The 19,922-nt window shown below is 35.5% G+C and carries 26 protein-coding genes and 1 pseudogene; 9 read left to right on the top strand and 18 right to left on the bottom strand.

Annotated elements, in window-relative coordinates; genetic code table 11:
• Positions 1-24: 24 nt before the first annotated feature.
• Complete coding sequence (gene pepQ / locus MKX66_RS24195; RefSeq protein WP_341087270.1) at positions 25-1,122, top strand: Xaa-Pro dipeptidase; 1,098 nt, start codon at positions 25-27, stop codon at positions 1,120-1,122.
• Between the two features lie 44 nt (positions 1,123-1,166).
• On the opposite strand, the gene MKX66_RS24190 is transcribed toward pepQ, so the two are convergent.
• The 6 genes and pseudogenes from MKX66_RS24190 to MKX66_RS24165 form a co-directional block, all read right to left on the bottom strand.
• Positions 1,167-1,373: a hypothetical protein gene (locus tag MKX66_RS24190; protein WP_002088956.1), complete on the bottom strand. Its 207-nt coding sequence runs from the start codon at positions 1,371-1,373 to the stop codon at positions 1,167-1,169.
• Between the two features lie 63 nt (positions 1,374-1,436).
• Positions 1,437-1,680: pseudogene (locus MKX66_RS24185) on the bottom strand (anti sigma factor C-terminal domain-containing protein); the annotation flags it as partial.
• Positions 1,681-1,733: 53 nt separating this feature from the next.
• Positions 1,734-2,078: a DUF6176 family protein gene (locus tag MKX66_RS24180; RefSeq protein ID WP_341087269.1), complete on the bottom strand. Its 345-nt coding sequence runs from the start codon at positions 2,076-2,078 to the stop codon at positions 1,734-1,736.
• 3 nt (positions 2,079-2,081) lie between these two features.
• A complete protein-coding gene (locus tag MKX66_RS24175) occupies positions 2,082-2,876 on the bottom strand; it encodes a GNAT family N-acetyltransferase (RefSeq protein ID WP_341087268.1) in 795 nt (264 codons plus the stop codon).
• Positions 2,873-3,205, bottom strand: a complete 333-nt coding sequence (locus tag MKX66_RS24170) for a cupin domain-containing protein (protein WP_002129379.1) — start codon at positions 3,203-3,205, stop codon at positions 2,873-2,875. Before MKX66_RS24170 ends, MKX66_RS24175 begins: the two co-directional genes overlap by 4 nt.
• Positions 3,206-3,249: 44 nt before the next feature.
• The gene (locus tag MKX66_RS24165; protein ID WP_107887375.1) at positions 3,250-3,672 is read right to left on the bottom strand and encodes a hypothetical protein; all 423 of its coding nucleotides are present in this window, start codon (positions 3,670-3,672) and stop codon (positions 3,250-3,252) included.
• Between the two features lie 131 nt (positions 3,673-3,803).
• Between MKX66_RS24165 and MKX66_RS24160 the strand changes: the two genes are divergently transcribed.
• A complete protein-coding gene (locus tag MKX66_RS24160; RefSeq protein WP_133059863.1) occupies positions 3,804-4,067 on the top strand; it encodes a helix-turn-helix transcriptional regulator in 264 nt (87 codons plus the stop codon).
• The gene (locus MKX66_RS24155) at positions 4,064-4,489 is read left to right on the top strand and encodes a hypothetical protein (RefSeq protein ID WP_002138610.1); all 426 of its coding nucleotides are present in this window, start codon (positions 4,064-4,066) and stop codon (positions 4,487-4,489) included. The genes MKX66_RS24160 and MKX66_RS24155 overlap by 4 nt, the downstream gene beginning before the upstream one ends.
• Before the next feature lie 51 nt (positions 4,490-4,540).
• Here the strand turns inward: MKX66_RS24155 and ald are convergent, their stop codons facing one another.
• Together ald and MKX66_RS24145 are read right to left on the bottom strand one after the other, a co-directional pair.
• On the bottom strand, positions 4,541-5,674 hold the full coding sequence (gene ald / locus MKX66_RS24150; protein WP_088034037.1) for an alanine dehydrogenase: 1,134 nt from the start codon (positions 5,672-5,674) through the stop codon (positions 4,541-4,543).
• A gap of 214 nt (positions 5,675-5,888) precedes the next feature.
• The gene (locus MKX66_RS24145; protein WP_002015530.1) at positions 5,889-6,680 is read right to left on the bottom strand and encodes an SDR family oxidoreductase; all 792 of its coding nucleotides are present in this window, start codon (positions 6,678-6,680) and stop codon (positions 5,889-5,891) included.
• 147 nt (positions 6,681-6,827) lie between these two features.
• Here MKX66_RS24145 and MKX66_RS24140 point away from each other — a divergent pair, with 147 nt between their 5' ends.
• Entirely contained in the window at positions 6,828-7,286 is a 459-nt protein-coding gene (locus MKX66_RS24140; protein ID WP_001066676.1) for a universal stress protein, read from the top strand.
• A 41-nt stretch (positions 7,287-7,327) separates the two neighbouring features.
• On the opposite strand, the gene MKX66_RS24135 is transcribed toward MKX66_RS24140, so the two are convergent.
• The gene (locus tag MKX66_RS24135) at positions 7,328-8,032 is read right to left on the bottom strand and encodes a hypothetical protein (protein WP_326997478.1); all 705 of its coding nucleotides are present in this window, start codon (positions 8,030-8,032) and stop codon (positions 7,328-7,330) included.
• A 95-nt stretch (positions 8,033-8,127) separates the two neighbouring features.
• Between MKX66_RS24135 and MKX66_RS24130 the strand changes: the two genes are divergently transcribed.
• A complete protein-coding gene (locus tag MKX66_RS24130; RefSeq protein WP_002034316.1) occupies positions 8,128-8,307 on the top strand; it encodes a hypothetical protein in 180 nt (59 codons plus the stop codon).
• A gap of 108 nt (positions 8,308-8,415) precedes the next feature.
• Here MKX66_RS24130 and argH read toward each other — a convergent pair whose 3' ends face one another.
• Both argH and MKX66_RS24120 read right to left on the bottom strand, forming a co-directional pair.
• Positions 8,416-9,804: an argininosuccinate lyase gene (gene argH / locus MKX66_RS24125; protein WP_002143374.1), complete on the bottom strand. Its 1,389-nt coding sequence runs from the start codon at positions 9,802-9,804 to the stop codon at positions 8,416-8,418.
• Positions 9,801-11,006 (bottom strand): argininosuccinate synthase, encoded by a 1,206-nt coding sequence (locus MKX66_RS24120; protein WP_002129394.1) that lies wholly within the window; start codon positions 11,004-11,006, stop codon positions 9,801-9,803. Before MKX66_RS24120 ends, argH begins: the two co-directional genes overlap by 4 nt.
• A 167-nt stretch (positions 11,007-11,173) precedes the next feature.
• Between MKX66_RS24120 and MKX66_RS24115 the strand changes: the two genes are divergently transcribed.
• Entirely contained in the window at positions 11,174-11,491 is a 318-nt protein-coding gene (locus MKX66_RS24115; protein ID WP_341087265.1) for a radical SAM protein, read from the top strand.
• A 28-nt stretch (positions 11,492-11,519) separates the two neighbouring features.
• On the opposite strand, the gene MKX66_RS24110 is transcribed toward MKX66_RS24115, so the two are convergent.
• Positions 11,520-11,714: a hypothetical protein gene (locus MKX66_RS24110; protein ID WP_341087263.1), complete on the bottom strand. Its 195-nt coding sequence runs from the start codon at positions 11,712-11,714 to the stop codon at positions 11,520-11,522.
• Positions 11,715-12,570: 856 nt separating this feature from the next.
• Here MKX66_RS24110 and MKX66_RS24105 point away from each other — a divergent pair.
• Positions 12,571-13,233, top strand: a complete 663-nt coding sequence (locus tag MKX66_RS24105) for a YitT family protein (RefSeq protein WP_002015542.1) — start codon at positions 12,571-12,573, stop codon at positions 13,231-13,233.
• Positions 13,234-13,263: 30 nt separating this feature from the next.
• Here MKX66_RS24105 and MKX66_RS24100 read toward each other — a convergent pair whose 3' ends face one another.
• Positions 13,264-14,097, bottom strand: a complete 834-nt coding sequence (locus MKX66_RS24100) for an EcsC family protein (RefSeq protein ID WP_341087261.1) — start codon at positions 14,095-14,097, stop codon at positions 13,264-13,266.
• A gap of 137 nt (positions 14,098-14,234) precedes the next feature.
• Here MKX66_RS24100 and MKX66_RS24095 point away from each other — a divergent pair, with 137 nt between their 5' ends.
• Together MKX66_RS24095 and MKX66_RS24090 are read left to right on the top strand one after the other, a co-directional pair.
• A complete protein-coding gene (locus MKX66_RS24095) occupies positions 14,235-14,870 on the top strand; it encodes a DUF1796 family putative cysteine peptidase (RefSeq protein WP_002129398.1) in 636 nt (211 codons plus the stop codon).
• Positions 14,871-14,941: 71 nt separating this feature from the next.
• Positions 14,942-15,376, top strand: a complete 435-nt coding sequence (locus tag MKX66_RS24090; protein WP_215590245.1) for an NUDIX hydrolase — start codon at positions 14,942-14,944, stop codon at positions 15,374-15,376.
• A gap of 25 nt (positions 15,377-15,401) precedes the next feature.
• Here the strand turns inward: MKX66_RS24090 and ackA are convergent, their stop codons facing one another.
• From ackA to MKX66_RS24065, 5 genes are all read right to left on the bottom strand, one after another.
• The gene (ackA, locus tag MKX66_RS24085; RefSeq protein ID WP_002015546.1) at positions 15,402-16,595 is read right to left on the bottom strand and encodes an acetate kinase; all 1,194 of its coding nucleotides are present in this window, start codon (positions 16,593-16,595) and stop codon (positions 15,402-15,404) included.
• Between the two features lie 299 nt (positions 16,596-16,894).
• Positions 16,895-17,881, bottom strand: coding sequence for a class I SAM-dependent methyltransferase (locus tag MKX66_RS24080; RefSeq protein WP_002015548.1), 987 nt, complete (start codon positions 17,879-17,881; stop codon positions 16,895-16,897).
• Between the two features lie 211 nt (positions 17,882-18,092).
• Positions 18,093-18,593: a thiol peroxidase gene (gene tpx / locus MKX66_RS24075; protein ID WP_000024524.1), complete on the bottom strand. Its 501-nt coding sequence runs from the start codon at positions 18,591-18,593 to the stop codon at positions 18,093-18,095.
• 134 nt (positions 18,594-18,727) lie between these two features.
• Positions 18,728-19,123, bottom strand: coding sequence for a GerW family sporulation protein (ytfJ, locus tag MKX66_RS24070; protein ID WP_000350005.1), 396 nt, complete (start codon positions 19,121-19,123; stop codon positions 18,728-18,730).
• Between the two features lie 12 nt (positions 19,124-19,135).
• Complete coding sequence (locus MKX66_RS24065) at positions 19,136-19,774, bottom strand: DUF2953 domain-containing protein (RefSeq protein WP_016106347.1); 639 nt, start codon at positions 19,772-19,774, stop codon at positions 19,136-19,138.
• Between the last annotated feature and the right edge of the window lie 148 nt (positions 19,775-19,922).

The following is a 19,922-nucleotide window of genomic DNA, read 5'->3' as shown; positions in this document are numbered from 1 at the left end:
TAAATATCTCGGGGGTGCCAATCGATGAATGCTAGATTAGAAAATTTAATGCAATGGCTAAAAGAAAAAAACGTAGAAGCTGCGTTCTTAACTTCTACACCGAACGTCTTCTACATGACAAACTTCCACTGTGAACCACATGAAAGACTACTTGGTATGTTTGTATTCCAAGAAAAAGAGCCTATTTTAATTTGTCCTAAAATGGAAGAAGGCCAAGCACGTAACGCTGGCTGGGCACATGAGATTATCGGATTTACTGATACGGACAGACCATGGGATATGATTGCAAAAGCAATTAAAGATCGTGGTATTGATGCAAATGCAGTTGCAATTGAAAAAGAACATTTAAACGTAGAACGTTACGAAGAATTAACAAAGTTATTCCCAAATGCAGCTTTCAAATCAGCTGAAGAGAAAGTTCGCGAACTTCGCTTAATTAAAGACGAAAAAGAACTTTCTATTTTGCGTGAAGCGGCTAAAATGGCAGATTATGCTGTTGAAGTTGGTGTAAATGCAATTAAAGAAAATCGTAGTGAGCTAGAAGTATTAGCAATTATTGAGCATGAATTAAAAACAAAAGGCATCCATAAAATGTCATTCGATACGATGGTATTAGCAGGCTCAAACTCTGCTCTTCCACACGGTATTCCAGGTGCAAACAAAATGAAACGCGGCGATTTCGTACTATTTGATTTAGGTGTAATCATTGAAGGTTATTGCTCTGATATTACGCGTACAGTAGCATTTGGTGATATTTCTGAAGAACAAACTCGCATTTACAACACTGTACTTGCTGGACAACTACAAGCAGTTGAAGCATGTAAACCAGGCGTTACATTTGGTGCAATTGACAACGCCGCTCGCTCTGTTATCGCAGATGCAGGTTATGGAGACTTCTTCCCACACCGACTTGGTCACGGACTTGGAATTAGCGTACACGAATATCCAGATGTAAAAGAAGGCAATGAGTCTCTATTAAAAGAAGGTATGGTCTTCACAATCGAGCCAGGTATTTACGTACCAAACGTAGGCGGCGTTCGTATTGAAGATGATATTTGCATCACAAAAGACGGATCAGAAATCTTAACGAAATTCCCGAAAGAATTACAATTTGTGAAATAATAAAAAGGTAGCGTGATCGCTACCTTTTTATTAAAGAAGGCCCTTTAAAAAGTGCCTTCTTCTATTTCACTAATATTAATTTGAAATTTCACGATCCAAACTGAGAAAAGGTGGACAAGAAGCGCAAACGCCATACATGCTCCGCTTAAGAAAGTTAGTATAGGATGCGAATACACGTGCCCTAATCCATAGGATATCGCCACGAAAAACATTGTTATGTAAATATAAATTGCTCCATGTATTTGCCTCATATAAACCTCCTTTTCCCATATTATAACATAAATTTTCTGATTATTCACATTAATTAACTGTAATTAATATTTCTCCACTGTTACACCTCTAACAGCCGCTTTAATATATGGCGCTCCTTGTAAACCTTGTAAATCCTCTGTTTTCCCTGTTACGACTACACCGTATATTGGTAGGTCTTTTGGTTTCGTGTTTTTTATTTCTTTATAATATTGTTCAAAATAATCACTTGGTATACCTTCACTATTTTTTTGCTAAAGACTTCATTTGGTACAGAAACTCTTTTGAGTTTATTGTTAAATCGTTTTTCAAAATAAAAAGCACATCTTTTTTGATGCGCTTCTCTCCAACATACTATTCTATTATTTCATTACTTCTTTCACAACATCTTGAATCATAACAACTTCTGTTTTCATATCAACAGACGGTGTTTCTTCATCAATACATTCATACCAAAACGCTAAGTGCTTTTTATCAATTTCATGATGAGAATTTTCGACAAGAGCCCCGCCTTCTCCTTGCACAGAATACCAATATAAGTACTCTTCTCCATCTCTTATTTCCCGGAAAATTGTCTCTACATACATCTTTTCGTCGTTTAATGTCAAAAGCACTTCTTTCATATTACCATTAAGAAGCTGCATCCATTCATCTACGCGATGACTTTTACCTGGCTTGACTTTGAATCTTGTTAATTCTACGTTCATCTTTTATTCCCCCATTTTCTTGCGGACAAACAAAACATATTCTACTGGATTATGGAAGCTTAATTTACTAGCTAATTTTTGCGAGGGAATATTATCTACATTACAATCCCAGCATGGTGTAATATGATTTTGTATACACTGTTCAATGAAACGTGTTGCGACAGCTTGAGCTAACCCTTTCCCTTGATGTGCTTCATGTGTTGCAATATCAATTTCAGCAAAACCATTCCCTCTAAATATTGAGACGCATTCGGCTACAATCATCCCATCTTGTTCTATACAAAAACCAAAGCCGTTATTTAAAAACACTTCTTTTGATCCCCAATATTCTTTGTAATAATCCTCTGTAAATTCATTACTTCGTTCTATATCACTTTTATCAATACGTTTAATTTCATATGTATTTTTGTTTAATTCTATTCTTCTATCTTCAAAAACTTCTCTTTGAAATTGAAATGTCATTCGTGGGATGTTCCGAAATGCATTACTAAAGTACTCTTCAATCATCATTTCCCACTCTTCACTCGAAGTGAACAGTGTAAATCGTTTCTCTGTTTTTTCAATAGCCATTTTTAAATACGCAAATAAATATTCGTTATAATTTTGATCATCCGTATCACCAAATAAATAATAGATACCATTAGCTGTACGAATTAGTCCTGCTGTTAACTTCTCGTTTGTAAAAACTTCACCATCTATCATTTGATCACATACCGCATGAGCAAAGGTTGTTGTCCTTGTATGACCTTCTAAAATCGGAAGGATTTTTCTATACTGGGCTACAGATATTTTTTTCATAATTGCTCCACTTTAATCGTATCAGCCTCTATATTTTCAAAACAAAGATTTACCGTTCTCTTGAATGCTCTCGTTCTATGGATCGTGCATGCTGGAATTAAGATAGAATCATTTGGCTTTAAAACCGCCGTCTCTCCATCTTCAAAATCGATAAGTAGTTCTCCCTCTAGCACAATAAATAATTCATCCGAATTAGAGTGATAGTGCCAATCATATTCACCAGTAAATACGGCGATTCGTAAGCAATGATTATTTACATTTGAAACGACGAAGTTTTTATGTTGTTCTTGAATGTCCTTTGTTAATTCTAATAAATTTACAGTTTCCATCTTTCGTCCCACCCTTTCATTAGTCGTTCTTCTGAAAAACTAACTTAGTCTCCACCACCTCCGCAATCTCCTCCACCATCACTTGAGCTGCTACAATCGTTGCTACTGTAATCACCAAATCCGCTTGATGAGCTTGAATCGGATGAAGATTTTTTTCTTCTTTTTCTATCTTTTTTACTTTCATGACTAGGCCACACTTTATCAAATAATATAAAGAATAAGAATCCTTCTACCATAACAAGTGTAACGCCAAAAATACCTTCAATAACATTAGGGGTTATCCCAAAATTTTTAACCATCCCACATAAAAACACGCAAAAAATCACATACAAGAACATACAAATATACCGAAATGTTTTTTCTATCATAATGACTACTTTTTTTGAAAGAGGTATGTTCTGTTCCTGTTTTTTCTTTATATACTTTTGTCTTTTAGCTTGCTTTTTCTTACTCTTTTTGCTCCCCATTGAATCTCCTCTATCGACTTTCATTTTTCATTTAATTCCAAATTATCACAAAAAACAACATCATAACAAGCAATATTTCACGTAAAGTTTTGTTTACTTTTTGTAAAGTTTTATTTACTTATTACCTAAAAATGGATATAATAACTGTAACAAATTTACAAAAAGGAGACTTTGTATATTTGATACAAAATAAAGTAAAACAATTCCGCGTCGTTAGAGACATCACCCAAGAGCAATTAGCTTCCTCTGTTCAAATCACTAGACAATCCCTCATCGCTATCGAGAAGAATAAATACAACCCAAGTTTAGAATTAGCATTGAAATTATGTGAGTTTTTCAACTGTAAAGTAGAAGATTTATTTCAATTAGATAAAACTGGGGAGGAAAAAGAATGAAAAATACTTTTAATCAAGAGTTCATTTCGCATCTTACCATTTTATTGTTAGGTTCAACTTTTCTTTATTTCGATAATAATGATGAAGAAAAGATTAGTTCTGTCCTTCTATTCGCTGGCGTATACATACTCTTAGCCTTAATACTATTCGTAGTGAAACGAATATTCTTTAAGAAAAAAAAGAACGATTCCGAGAAATATCCATTACCTGAAATGGATGAAAGAATCGAGAAGATGAGTTTAAAACTTATGGCACAAATTTTCGGCCTATCTCATTTAATCGGTTCTGCAATACTATTTATTTTATATATCACTGACAAAAATTCGATGATACGAGTTGAGTATGCCTTGTATTACTTGTTCGGCATTCTTTTCTTTACAATGATGTTCGGCTTGAAAATTGTGAAGAAATTAGATAATTAATTTAAACAAAAAGACCCTTCCTACAAAGGAAAGGTCTTTATTTTATTTCTATTATGATAAAGCAGGAGCTTTTTCAAGAAGCTCTTTCGCATCAGCGTATTGTAAGCCGTGAGCTTCCGCAACTGCTTCGAATGTTACATAGCCATCTAATGTGTTAATACCTTTTAATAATGCAGAGTTGCCTAAGCAAGCGTCTTTATAGCCTTTGTTAGCAATTTGTACTGCATATGGTACTGTTACGTTTGTTAATGCAAGCGTTGATGTACGTGGAACCGCACCTGGCATATTTGCAACTGCATAATGAACAACACCATATTTTTCGTAAGTTGGGTTGTCGTGAGTTGTAATACGGTCAGTTGTTTCGAAAATACCACCTTGGTCAATCGCGATATCTACAACAACAGAACCTGGTTCCATTGATTGAATCATTTCTTCTGTTACAAGTTTTGGCGCTTTTGCACCTGGGATTAATACTGCACCGATTACAAGGTCAGATTCTCTTACAGCTTCTGCAATGTTATACGGGTTAGACATTAACGTTTTCACTTGGTTTCCGAAAATGTCATCTAATTGACGAAGACGTTCTGCACTTAAGTCGATGATTGTTACATCTGCACCTAAACCTACTGCAATTTTCGCTGCGTTTGTACCAGCTTGACCACCGCCAATAATTGTTACTTTACCGCGTTTCACCCCTGGAACACCTGCAAGTAAAATACCTTTACCACCTTTGTTTTTCTCAAGGAACTGTGCACCGATTTGCGCAGACATACGACCAGCTACTTCACTCATAGGTGCAAGTAATGGTAAAGAACGATTGTCTAATTGTACTGTTTCGTATGCAATTGATACCACTTTGTTATCAATTAATGCTTTCGTTAATTCTGGCTCTGGAGCTAAGTGTAAGTATGTGAATAAAATTAAACCTTCGCGGAAATAACCGTATTCACTTTCAACTGGCTCTTTTACCTTCATAACCATATCTTGATTCCATGCTTCTTCAGCAGTTTCAACAAGTTTCGCACCAGCTTGTACGTATTCTTCATCTGTAAAGCCTGATCCTACACCTGATCCTTTTTGAACAAAAACTTCATGACCATTTTGTACTAAATGTACAGCTCCCGCTGGCGTCATTGCCACGCGGTTTTCATTGTTTTTAATTTCTGTTGGAATACCGATACGCATTATTAGTTCCCCCTTGAGTTATGAAATGACCCCTGAATCATTTTTTAAAGCGCTTTCTATACTCTTATATTCTAACATAATATCTCAATATTTGACAAAAAATTAATACAAGTTTTCCGATAGATTTAATCTTACATGAAGGGACAGTATTATCCGTACCTCTCAGTATAAAGGATAAACTGTCCAATTATTCGAAACTTCACTTTATTTAATTCTATCGATGTCTATGAATAACATCAACAGCGCCTGTTACTTCAATAATCGTGCCAGTAATCATATCAGAATCGTCCTCACATAAAAACGAAATGGTTCTTGCGATATCTTCCCCTGTTCCAGATCTACCAATTGGTGTGTTACTACCTTTCAGATTTCGTGCTTCTTCAATCGTTGCCTCTTTCATTTCACCAATTATATCACCAGGACATACCATATTCGCAGTAATACCGTATTCAGCTTCTTCGTATGCGACTGTTTTCGTTAAAGAAACAAGTCCGACTTTCGCAGCTGCAAAGGCTGAACGATAAATCCATCCAGGCGCGCTATCTGCCCCTTGAAATCCATAGTTAATAATACGACCAAATTGCTGGTTTCTCATAATCGGTACGACAAGTTTTAATAAATGAAACACCGCTGTTAAATTACCCTGGATCATTTCATTCCATTCGTCTTCTTCGTAATCGACTAATTTTTTCCTTTCAAATACGTAAGGACCAGCATTATTAATTAAGAAGTCAATTTTGCCAAAACGGCTCATCGCTTCTTCTACTATTTTATGTAAATCTTCCTTTTTCGTGACATCAGCTTGCACGAACTGTAGACGTTCTTCCATATTTTTATATGTTTCTTTCATTGTTTCCATAGCACTTGTATCGCTATGATATGTTACTGTTACGGAATATCCTTTATCCAATAACTTTTCTGTTACTTGCTTTCCTAAACCTTTCGTACCGGCTGTAATGAGCGCGTGTCTCACAAACATGCCTCCTTTTAAATTGCTATACTCCATATGTAACAAGTTCTAGCTTCAATTACAACTAAAATGAATTAAGGCAAAGTTTTCAAAATTCTGTAACGTTTCCGACAAGCACATTACCAAAATTTGTTTTATAATAAAGTTGTAAACGGTAATAAAAATGATTGGGAGGAATTTACTATGAATAATACATATACAAATATTTTAATTGCGGTGGACGGTTCTAAAGAAGCAGAAAAAGCCTTTAAAAAAGCAATTCAAGTTGCAAAACGAAACAACGCAACATTAACAATTGCTCATATCGTTGATGTAAAAGCATACTCAGCAGTAGAGGCTTATAGCCGCGCAATTGCTGAACGTGCAAATCTATTTGCAGAAGACTTATTAGAAGACTACAAAAAAACTGCGCTTGAAGCTGGTCTTGAAAAAGTGGAAACTGTATTAGAATTTGGTAATCCTAAATCTAAAATTTCAAAAGAAATCGCTCCAAACCATAAAGTGGATTTAATTATGTGTGGTGCAACTGGTTTAAATGCTGTAGAACGTTTCCTAATTGGTAGCGTCTCTGAACATATTATTCGCTATGCGAAATGCGATGTCCTTGTTGTTCGTGGTGATGAGGAGCAAGGTGATCTTTAATTTATAAATAAAACACCAAGTCCACATAGGCTTGGTGTTTTTCATTTCACATACTTCACTATAAATACGAGACAAGCCACAACAACAACTGCAACTGCCAACACATACGGCGGAAGGAATTTCAAAGACCATAGCGCCATCATTATCGTCGCAACAGTTAAGTACGTTTGCTTTGCATCTTCTGTCATTTTTTTACGAAGTAAGAAAACATACACATAACCGATTGGCGGCGTAATGAAGCAAAGAACATATATAATTTTTGATTTTAAATACCACTTTTGTTCGCCAAGTTTCTTTATGTCTTCTTCTATTCTCTTACTCTCTTGTTCTCTCACTTCTTCTTCAATCGGATCTTCCTCTACTCCTCGCCTTTCTTTCATATAAGGAAGAAAATGCATAAAAAAATAACATGCAAATACAATTGCCCAAAATTCAATATCCAATCTTTCTAGTGGAATATGCTCACTAAAAAATGCAGCAGCAATCACTAAAGAAAAACAATACGTTGTCATCCAAAATGAACGTTTTCTCTTTTTCCGTTCTATTTCTTTTTTATCTTTTACTTCTTGTACTTTCTTTTTTCTAGAAAGCCATACAGAAATACAGCAATCTACTACAAATAAAGTAAAGATAAATATTGCTATATGTATTGTTTCCACATTCTCAAATGAAAATATTTTTGGGAATGCAGCGTGTAATACAATTAGCGTATACAAAATTAACCCTACAAAATAAATACGTCTCATTTTCCATTCCTTTCTCATTTCCTAACATTACATTAACATACATTTTTTAGAAATAGACGGACAAAATATATGTGTTTAGAAAAGGAGGATGCTACATGGATGATTATGAACGTATTATTTTAGATGTGAACGGTACAGAACTCGAAATGTTAAATACGATTCGCGAGCATTTTAAAGAAAAACATGGTGTTGAACTAAGTCACGGTGCATTGCTTCGAGATTTAATGGATATTGAATACATTCGGATTACGGAAGATCGACACAAGTATGATTAATCAATGAAGCTTTAGGCCTAGAACATATTGTTCTAGGCTTAATTAAATCCATACAAAAAGGTAAGGTACTTTCTAAAAAAGCACCTTACCTTCTATATCATATATCATTTAACTTCCAACAAACTCTATTGCTAACCCCTTCGCCTTCTCCAAAGCCTTTTCAATCTGCTCAAATCCTGTCCCGCCAGCACTGTTACGACGCTTTACAGCTGCATAAGGTGAAAGAACTTCATATAAATCTTCTTCAAATAACGGACTCATTTCTTTATACGTTTCAAGTGGTACATCTAATAAATAGATTCCTTTTTGCGTACAATGAAGAACTAGTTTCCCGACAATTTCATGAGCTTGACGGAACGGCAGTCCCTTGCTTGCTAAATAGTCGGCAATTTCTGTTGCGTTAGAGAAGTCTTGCGTCACAGCTTGCCCCATTTTTTCTTTGTTTACAGTCATCGTTTCAAGCATGCCTGCCATAATATGAAGGCATCCTTCTACTGTTTTCACTGTATCAAACATTCCTTCTTTATCTTCTTGTAAGTCTTTATTGTAAGCGAGCGGCAATCCTTTCATTACTGTAAGTAAACTGAATAAATTACCGTATACTCTGCCAGTTTTACCACGAATAAGTTCCGCCATATCCGGATTTTTCTTCTGCGGCATAATACTGCTTCCTGTTGCGTATTGATCGCTCATTTCAATAAATTGAAATTCTTGACTACTCCATAAAATAAGTTCTTCGCAAAAGCGTGATAAGTGCATCATAAGCATAGATGAGTTACTTAAAAACTCCAGTATGAAATCACGATCACTTACCGCATCTAAACTATTTTCATAGATTCCATTAAATCCAAGAAGCTCCGCACTATATTCTCGGTCAATCGGGAATGTTGTACCAGCTAGTGCTCCTGCTCCTAATGGTGAAATGTTAATACGCTTTAACGAATCTTCATAACGATTCACATCGCGCTCTAACATCCAAAAATAAGCAAGAATATGATGCGCAAATGAAATCGGCTGTGCACGTTGCAAGTGCGTATAGCCGGGCATAATTGTTTCGATGTTATTTTCCGCTTGATGAACAAGAACAGTTTGCAATTGTTTTGTAGCTTTTATAATATCTTCTACTTTTTCTTTTAAATACAAATGCATATCTGTCGCTACTTGATCGTTACGGCTTCGGCCTGTATGAAGTTTCCCTCCTACTTCACCGATTCTTTCAATTAACATCTTTTCAATATTTAAATGAATGTCCTCAGCCTCGACTGAGAAATTCAATTTATTTTGTTTCGCTTCCTCTAGTAAATATTGAAGCCCAATCTTTATTTTCTCTGCTTCTTCTTTCGTAACAATGCCTTGCTTTGCTAACATCGTTACGTGTGCGATACTCCCTTTTATATCTTGATTTACTAATTGTTGATCAAAGGAGATGGATGCTCCAAACTCTTCAACCCACGCTTCCGCTTCTTCTGTAAAACGTCCGCCCCAAAGTTTGCTCACGCTTCCACCTTCTTTTGATTCACTTGGCTGTATACTTTCGTAGGTAAACCGAATAATGAAATGAATCCAACTGCTGCATCATGATTAAATTCATCCTGGGCAGTATACGTTGCTAATTTTTCATCGTATAAAGAGTACTCAGATTTACGCCCTTCTACAATCGCATGACCTTTAAATAATTTCACACGCACTGTACCTGTTACATTTTTTTGCGTTTCTTGTAAGAAAGCATTGAGTGCTTGTTTTAAAGGTGAGAACCATAAACCGTTATAAATTAATTCTGTTAGTTTTTGCTCAATCATCGGTTTGAAATGAGCAACCTCTTTCACAAGTGTTAAATCTTCAAGTTCTTTATGCGCTGTTATTAATGTCATTGCTGCTGGGCATTCATATACTTCACGAGATTTAATACCGACAAGGCGATTTTCTACATGGTCGATACGTCCCACGCCATGTTTGCCAGCAAGTGCATTTAACGTTTTAATTAGTTCTGAAAGTGAATATGCAGTGCCGTTTAAAGTCGTCGGTACTCCTGCTTCAAATCCGATTTCTACAAACTCTGGTTTATTCGGTGTATCTTCTAATGCTAATGTCATCTCGTATGCTTCTTCTGGCGGCGCTGCCCATGGATCTTCTAAAATTCCACATTCGTTGCTGCGTCCCCATAAGTTTTGATCGATTGAAAACGGGCTATCTAAATTAATTGGAATCGGTATATCATTTTCTTTTGCATATGCAATTTCTTCTTCACGTGACCATTTCCATTCACGTACAGGCGCAATAACTTCTAAATATGGATTCAACGCTTGAATAGAAACTTCAAAACGAACTTGGTCATTCCCTTTCCCTGTACATCCATGTGCAACTGCACTTGCGCCTTCCTGCTCTGCAATTTCTACTAATTTTTTTGCAATAAGCGGACGAGATAATGCAGAGACAAGAGGATATTTCCCTTCGTATAACGTGTGAGCTTGCATCGCTATCAATGCATATTCATTCGCATATTCTTCTTGAACATCAATCATATATGATTTAATTGCACCTACTGAAAGTGCTTTTTCTTTTACAAACGCTAAGTCTTTACCTTCCCCTAGATCTAAGCAAAGCGCGATAATATCATAATTCTTCTCTTGTAACCATTTAATTGCAACGGAAGTATCAAGACCTCCGGAATATGCTAATACAACTTTTTTCTTCTCCATTTTGCATCCCCCTAAAGAATAAATATTCATCTTTTCTTATAATAATCCAAACTTTATCACCTTTCATAAAATGAATCAAGGGGAATTTATAAATTTTTTTCAAACAATTTCGTCGAACTTCTTTCTTTTTTTATGTAAAATAGAGGAAGGAAAATGGAGGGGTGTCTATGAAAAAGTATTTTATATACAATGAACATCTAGGAATTGAAGTACCGAACATACAAAAAAAATGGGAAGACATCTCTGAACAAGCGCAGCATTCTATTTTATTAAAATGGGAGCAAGTTCGCGGAAAAATACCTGATCGCATAAAGGAACTTGAGCAACATATTAACGCTAAACAACACCACTTAAATAACGAAGAAGACTTCGAAATTTCTTGCAAGCTAAATTCAGAAATTGCCGATCTTGCTTCAATTATTAACGATCTTTGGCTTTGGTATCGACTCACTCAAAATGTATCTGAGGGAAAAGCACACCAATGAAAAAAGCATGCCCCTCAATTAATTTGGGTCATGCTTTTTTGTCGTAACAAGCTTTGCAATATATTTCTTGCACTGTTTTTGCTAAACATACATCAAACGGGCCTACTAATATACTTCTTTCTTTCGGCAACTTTACAAAAGCAACTAGCTCTTCTTCATATTGAATCTTTTTCTGACATGAAACACATTTTAATTCTTTTCTTTTAAACATGTCTTTTAGCATATCTCCATTCTCCCCCTCATCTATCTATATTAATATACTCTCATAATAGTTAGAGCTTGTAAAAAAATGACACATTCCGAAACAAATTATTCATATACTATGTACAAAAGGAGGTCTCAAACTTATGCGAGCTTTCATTATTATCGCTTTAACTTTTTTAAGTATCATTAGCTGGGATGCATTTTTTAAAGATAAAAGTGATGAGAACAATACAATTGAATAAAAACCCTTCTTTTCTTACTTATTGGACAAACTTCTAAAAGTTGTCCAGTTCTACGAAATAACTTAGGCTTTTCTACAAAAATATTTAAACATAACATTTTTTGTAGATTCTCTTCGGTTATTGTCGGTTTCCATCCGCATGTATTTTTTGAAAGTATGATATAATAATATAAATCTTGAAGGAAGGGATTTTGATATCATGATCGCTCGAAGGAGCATGTGGCATCGTATTGACGAATCATACACGTAGCGTATTTTTCAGCTCAGATACTTTAGTCTAGCGAAAAAAATACGAGAGTGGGGAAATTATGATTGCCCGAAGGATAATTTGGCAAAAAAAAGACTCTTCTTACACATAGCGTTTTGTTTAGGACTTAATTGTTACTAGCTAAACAAAACAAAGAAGAGCAGGATTGCTAAATGAAGAATCCTACTCCCCGTTTTGTTTAGTCGCTTTAAGACTTAAACTAAAACGAAGGTAGGGAGAATTGATGGACGAGAGGATTATTCGTTATTTCTTCAGCGACATATAGCGTAGTTAGTTTTTTTCGTAAACTAACTGAAAGCTACATGTGAGCTCGTAGTTAGTTTACAACACCAAAAGGACTACTAACTACGGAAAGAAGGAATAACGATGAGGAACATCCAAAGTCGACAAATTATTAAAGAAGTTTTTATGGTTTTAATCGGTTCATTTATATTAGCAGCAGCGCTATATCACATTCACTTCCAAAACCACTTAACAGAAGGTGGCTTTGTAGGTATTGCACTATTCATCCAAAATTTTTATGATATTTCACCATCTATTTCAACTGTAGTAATGGATATCCCTATTATTTTACTATGTGCTTCATTTTTAGGTAGAAAAATGGTTGGCTATTCATTCTTAGGCTCACTTTCATTCGGAGTATTTTATTCCCTTATGGAAAATTATTCTCCTTTTACGGTAGATTTATCAAATAATTTATTTGTAGCTGCAGTAGTTGGCGGTGCGTTAGCTGGTATTGGACTCGGTTTTATATTGCGATTTGGCGGTGCAACCGGTGGAGACGATATTTTAACAATTATATTAAGTAAACGAACTCGGTTTACAATTGGGCAAATTTTCTTCGTCTTTGACGCGATTGTTCTTGCGCTTTCATTATATTATTTAAATTGGACAGAAATTGCTTTTACTATTCTTTCGATTGCCGTACAGGCAAAAACATTGGATTTAATTTACTATCCAAAAACAGAAAAGAAAGCAGCAAAGCAACCCGTTTCTATTCCAATATCCAAAAAACATGCGACAAACTAAAAAGCGAAAGGCTTCGGCCTCTCGCTTTTTTCATGCTCTCTTTTCTTTTTCTAATATGTAGCGTACTTGATAAAACTTATTTGCAAATTCAGTAACATTCCTCGTTAAGCGGTAGTTCACTGTAGAGCCAATTGCCATTCCAAGTACAGGAATGCCTTGGAATAATTTACGACGGAGAGCATAAATCGAAAATGTCTTCAAAATTTGTTTTAACACAACCTCAGTAGAAGCTGGCTTTAACACCTCTTCGTCTCCTTCATAAAAGAATGAATCTTCTTGCTCAAGTTCTCTCAGTAAATTGTACCATGCGTATTGCTGAAGTCTCGCCGGCAATAATGCTGCATGGAATACCTTTAACGCAAGCATCATTTCATACGGCTTGTTCACATCATGCCCAAATGATGTCGCAACAAGTTGGACAGCCTTCACATTTAACGCAATCATAACCGGAAAATCAGCCGTTAATAATAATAGACCGCCAACACCTGTTGCTCCGCCTTGTACGAATGAATATAGACGATGACGTGCTGTTTGCTGCTCTGCTATGTATGTTAATTGATCAATAGATAACGCCTTCAAATCTTCAAGTTGCTCAATTGATTCATCAAATAATCTCGATGTTCCTAAAATACGATTACGTGCATCTAACTGTGATTGTGAACTTTGAATAAGTGCATGCAAATGAAAGAGCCATCCATCTGCTTTCGTAAAAAAGTCTTTTCGTTTTTTCTCAGGTAGTTTTGCAACTGTAGTATGCAACCACTTATCAAACATCTTTTGAAAATCGGTCGCTTCCTGCTCTACTAATTGCCCTTCCCACTCTTTTATATTGTCTAAAATGGCTTGTTCTCGCTTCGATCGCATCACAACAACCACCTCGTTCGATTTTTTCCTATTGTAACATATTTCCGCTTGTTCTTTGCAAATATGCTTGTCTATCTTTATTCACATACCATTTTTTAGTGACATAAAATATTAGCAAAAAGGATGAGATGAATCACATGAATCTATCCAATATAAAAAAAGAATATAATGCAGTATTCAGCTTAGGACAAAACTGCTGGCCTGCTTGGGCTTTATATCAATTCGAATTATCACCATTTTTTGGTGTTATCGATTTTATGCTAAGCCCTTCATTAGAAAAAGTGAATTTATTATTACAAAATCGATTTGACCGTTTTTTACAGTTCGAAAACTTATCCTTCATCTCATTTTGGGATGATGATGCGAAATTAAGACTCCGTGACAACCTATATGAAATCGACTCCTGTCACGACTTTAAAACAGATGTAAACACACCAACATCCTGGCCTTCTTATACAGAAATTAAGTTAAACTATGAGCATCGAATTAATCGTTTTCTAACTACAATCGAAACGGCAGAATCCACATTGTTTATTCGAACGGGAGGAACATACGAAGAAGCACGTTCCTTGGAACAAATTTTATCTCAAATAGTTAAACATACATTCTCTGTCCTATTACTCATTCCTGAAGATGTACCAACTATCGCCCAAGAAGATTGGGGATTACAAAATATTTGTGTTATAAAATGCCCAGTGATGGATATATACCAGTACAATGAAGCATTTTGGAATGACTTATTTAATGGCATCACAATTCGGCCAAACGCTTAAATACACGTCACCTTTTATCACACCCTGCCTTATAATCATCCTTATACAAAATAAATAAGGAGTGATTATATATGTATCCACGTGCAAAAGCTTTTGGCATTGCTATACATCACGGTCGCCTTCTTGTACAAGAATATCATACAGGCGATGAAACATATTACCGACCTCTTGGCGGATCAATTGAACTTGGTGAAAAATCAGCACATACTGTTATTCGCGAATTTCAAGAAGAGCTTCACACAGAAGTGGAAATCACCAATTATTTAGGCTGCTTAGAAAACATCTTTCATCTAGATGGAGAAATTGGTCATGAAATCATTCAGCTATATTCTTTACGCTTATTAGACATGTCACTATATGAAATGGAAAAAATGAATATACAAGATGAGCAAACCGTATCGTATGCGAAATGGATTCCCATTACAGCTTTCATTCAGAAGGAAAAATTACTATATCCGGATGGAATTTCGAAATATATCCAAAAGAAAAAAGACGAAATCCTATAGGATCTCGTCTTTTTTATATAGTATATTAACCAATATCTCCAAGACGTAATACGTCACGAGCAATCATAACTTCTTCGTCAGTTGGAATTACGATAATTTTTACTGGAGAGTGTGGGAAGCTGATGAATGCTTCTTCACCGAATACGTTATTGCGTTTTACGTCGAAGTATACGCCCATGTACTCAAGGCCTTCTAATACGCGCTCACGAATAATTGCACTGTTTTCACCTACACCAGCTGTGAAGATGATTGCGTCTACACCTTTCATACGAGCAGTGTAAGAACCGATGTATTTATGGATACGGCTCACGAATACATCAAGTGCTACTTTCGCACGGTGGTCGCCTTCTTCTTCTTTCGCAATGATGTCACGTAGGTCACTAGAGTAACCAGTAAGACCTAACATACCACTCTTCTTGTTTAATACGCTAACTACTTCTTCTACAGTTTGGCCTGTTTTTTCCATGATGTATGGAATTAACGCAGGGTCAATGTTACCAGAACGTGTACCCATTGTTACACCAGCAAGTGGAGTGAAGCCCATAGAAGTATCGATAGACTTACCGCCTTCTACTGCTGCGATACTTGCACCGTTACCTAAGTGACAAGAAAGTAGGCTTAAGCTTTCAATTGGACGACCTAATAATTCAGCCGCACGCTCAGTTACATATTTATGAGAAGTTCCGTGGAAACCGTATTTACGGATGCCAAATTTCTCATAGTACTCATATGGTAAGCTGTATAGGAATGCAGATTCCGGCATTGTTTGGTGGAATGCTGTATCGAATACTGCTACTGCTGGTACGTTTGGTAGTACTTCTTGGAATGCTTTAATACCAACAAGGTTTGCTGGGTTGTGAAGTGGTGCTAAATCGCTTAATTCTTCGATATCAGCTAATACTTCAGCATCAATTAAAACAGAATCAGCAAATTTTTCGCCGCCGTGTACAACACGGTGACCGATACCGCCAATCTCATCAAGAGATTTTACGATTCCGTTTTCAGTTAATTTCTTAAGAAGCATGTTAACTGCTACTGCATGATCTGGGATGTTTGTAATTTCTTTTTGTTTTTCGCCATTTACAGTAATTGTGAAGATACTATCTTCTAAACCGATACGTTCTACTAAACCTTTTGTTAATACTGTTTCACTTGGCATTTCAAATAATTGGAACTTTAACGAAGAGCTTCCTGCGTTAATCGCGATGATTTTTGACATCTAGTCTTTCGCCCCTTTTTCTCTTGGTAGTTGTGTGGATCATTCCACAAACCGCTCGATTTTATCTAATTAAATTCGCTAATGATGAAAACGTTTCATCATTAGTAAATTTTATACTCACGATTTTAATTTAAACATCGTCCGACATATATTTCAAGTGAAAAAATTGTAACACCAAGAAAAAAAATATATTACAGATTTCAAAAAAATTCAGTTAAATCTTGTATATATTAAAAAACATTACATATCCTATAAAACTGTACTACATTAATTACTAACCCTGTTACATATATATCGTATTATTTATGTGTTGCAAACCAAGTATTCAATTGATCCATAATGTTCTCCATAGCCTTCATGTTAGAGAATTTAGGTAATTCCACTAGTAGTGCCTGTTTCGGCATTGTTACACCTTGGCCTTTCTTTTGGAGAACAAATATACTTTTTGCATTTTTCTCGTTTTTAAACATGGAAACAGGAAGCTGTAATAATCCTTGAATAAAACATGTCTCTTTAATGAATGCATGTAGCTTTGGCGCTTGATCACTTTCAAAAATGAAGTTTGGTACTAAGAAGAATAAATACCCGCCTTCTTTCGTATGTTTCACACTTTGTTCAATAAATAAGTGATGTGCATATGACATTCCTTCATTTGCTTTTAATGTATATTCACTTGCAACAATTTCATTTGGATAATAACCAATTGGTAAATCTGAAACGACTGCATCAACTGGATCAATATAAAGTGGTGCTAGTCCATCTTGGTGGAAGAATTCGATTGCATGCTTTTGTAAATTTGCATTTACTAAAGCAAGTTTAATTAACACCTCATCCACTTCTACACCAAATCCACTCATTGTTAGTTCTTCTTTGGCGCTATTAAACAATGTAGTCATTAAGTTACCAGTTCCAATTGCAGGGTCTAAAACAGTAATTTCTTTTTGACCTTGCATAAACTTATGGAATAAGTAGCTCATGAACATTCCAACTGCATCTGGCGTCATTTCGTGATTCGCTTGTACGCCCTCTTTCATTCCTTTTAAAATGGCTAGCTGAAATGCTTTACGAATTTCTTCCCCTTTATATGTTTCTTCATTAAACGTACTATATTCACGATTCAACCGTTCAATTGTTGATTCGGATAATTCCTCTTGTAAAATCGCTCCTTCAAACAAGTTATCACCTGTTTCTACAAGCGCCTCTAAATATGTTACATCTAATTCTTTACGTAAAACTACCGTAGAAGAATCAAAAATAGAAAATAATGTTTCTACTGCCTGACTCACGTACATTCCTCCTTCTCTCTTTTACACATAACTTATATCATACCATAATCTAAATTTTTCCCAAAAGAAAAAGCGACCTCTTGCAAAGAGCTCCCCTTCAAGTTGTTTATGATGTAACGTCTTTTCTCATATATTGGTTCAGTTAACAATATATGAAAAAAGACGACCTCTTCTAAAGTAAAACTTTAATGAGAGGTCGTCTTCATTTACATTACTTCGCAGATTTAGCTGCTTCTAATGCTGCTTCATAGTTTGGATGGCTTGTACCTTCGCCTACGTATTCTGCGTAAACTACTTTGTCATTGCTATCTACTACGAATACTGCACGAGCAAGTAAACGAAGTTCTTTCATTACTAAGCCATAAGCTTCACCGAATGAAAGGTCACGGTGATCAGAAAGTGTTACAACATTTTCTAAACCGTTTGCTGCACACCAGCGTTTTTGAGCGAATGGTAAATCAGCGCTAATTGTTAATACTTTCGCGTTTTCAATACCTGCTGCATCTTGGTTAAAACGACGAGTTTGTGCATCACACACACCTGTGTCAATTGAAGGTACAACACTAATTAATTTCACTTCACCTTTGTATGTCTCTAAACTTACTGGAGATAAGTCATTTGCTAATACTTGGAAGTTAGGCGCTTGATCGCCAACTTTAACTTCTGTTCCAACTAAAGTCATTGGGTTACCTTTAAAAGTTACATTTGCCACTTAAAAATCCTCCCTTATTTTAAACAAAATATGTACAATGTAAATGATAGTTTGTCCCTATCAATAATGCAAATAAAATCGCTTTATTTACAAAAAAATAAAGAAGCTAATCCATTGATCAGCTTCTTTATTCGTTAAATTTGAAATTCAGGATCATCTTCTTTTCGTTTATCCATCATTTCTTTCACTTTATCAACAGCTTGTGGCGCTAATTCAATTATTTTATCGATGACGTGTGTTTGCTTATCTAAGTGTAATACTTTCACACCTTCTCCATTTATAACAAGAAAGGCAACAGGATTAATAGAAACTCCTCCACCACTTCCCCCGCCAAATGGATGACGGCCTGAATGTTCTACTTTACCAAATTCACTTCCACCAGCAGCAAATCCAAAACTGACTTTCGAAACTGTAAGAATTACACTTCCATCTGCCGCTTTAATTGGGTCACCAACAATTGTATTTACATCAGTCATTTGTTTTAAATGCTGCATTGCGGTTGTCATTAAACCTTGAATTGGATGGTCCATTTTATATCCCCCCTATGATTGAACTGATTTTTCGTTCGTACCAGATCTTTGTCTTCTCATAAACGTGAGTAATTTGATACCCGTTTTTATAGCACGAAATATACGAAAAGATGCTGTTAACTCACACCTTGATGCAAATCCTTTCCCTTGAAAAACAGGGGTAATTTCAAATTCTGGTACGTCGACAATATGCATATATTGTCCTACAACTCCAGCAGCCATTCCTTTTGTCCCCCATGCATACCCAGTGACAATTCCAGTACTAGCCGCATCGCCTGCTCCAATTTGTGAATGCCACTTCCAACTATTGATTTTCACTCGTTTGAGAAAATCTTTAACAATAGTATGAACTTCTTGAAGCTTTTTTATCAGTTCTCCAATGCTATCAAGTTGTGCCATAATTTTATTATCTATTCCGCCATCTTTCTCAGCTTTTTCGATTTTCTGCCCCGTTTTTTTCTGTTGTTTTTCAATTCTTTCCAATACATCAAACGTATATCGAATCATCCATATTTTCACTTGAAATAAACATTGTTTTTCCATTTCTGAATATAAAAACGTCACCTTAAGCGATATTTTCGATAATAGTATAAGCAAAATAAAAAGTAGAAGAATTATCATTCCAATTACAAGCCATTTCATTCTTACCATCCTTTCACTCCATACCCATTATCGACAAGTTTATTCATCATTAAACAACCTTTGATAAAATTGAATATAAAAATTTTTCTAAAAATAAAAAGGGATTTTGACATTTTATATCGAAATATACTATTTGAGCATATTATTCAGAATAAAT

The sequence above is a fragment of the Bacillus sp. FSL R9-9530 genome, assembly GCF_038008145.1.
Classification (GTDB): domain Bacteria; phylum Bacillota; class Bacilli; order Bacillales; family Bacillaceae_G; genus Bacillus_A; species Bacillus_A mycoides.
This window is presented reverse-complemented; position numbering and strand designations above follow the sequence as displayed.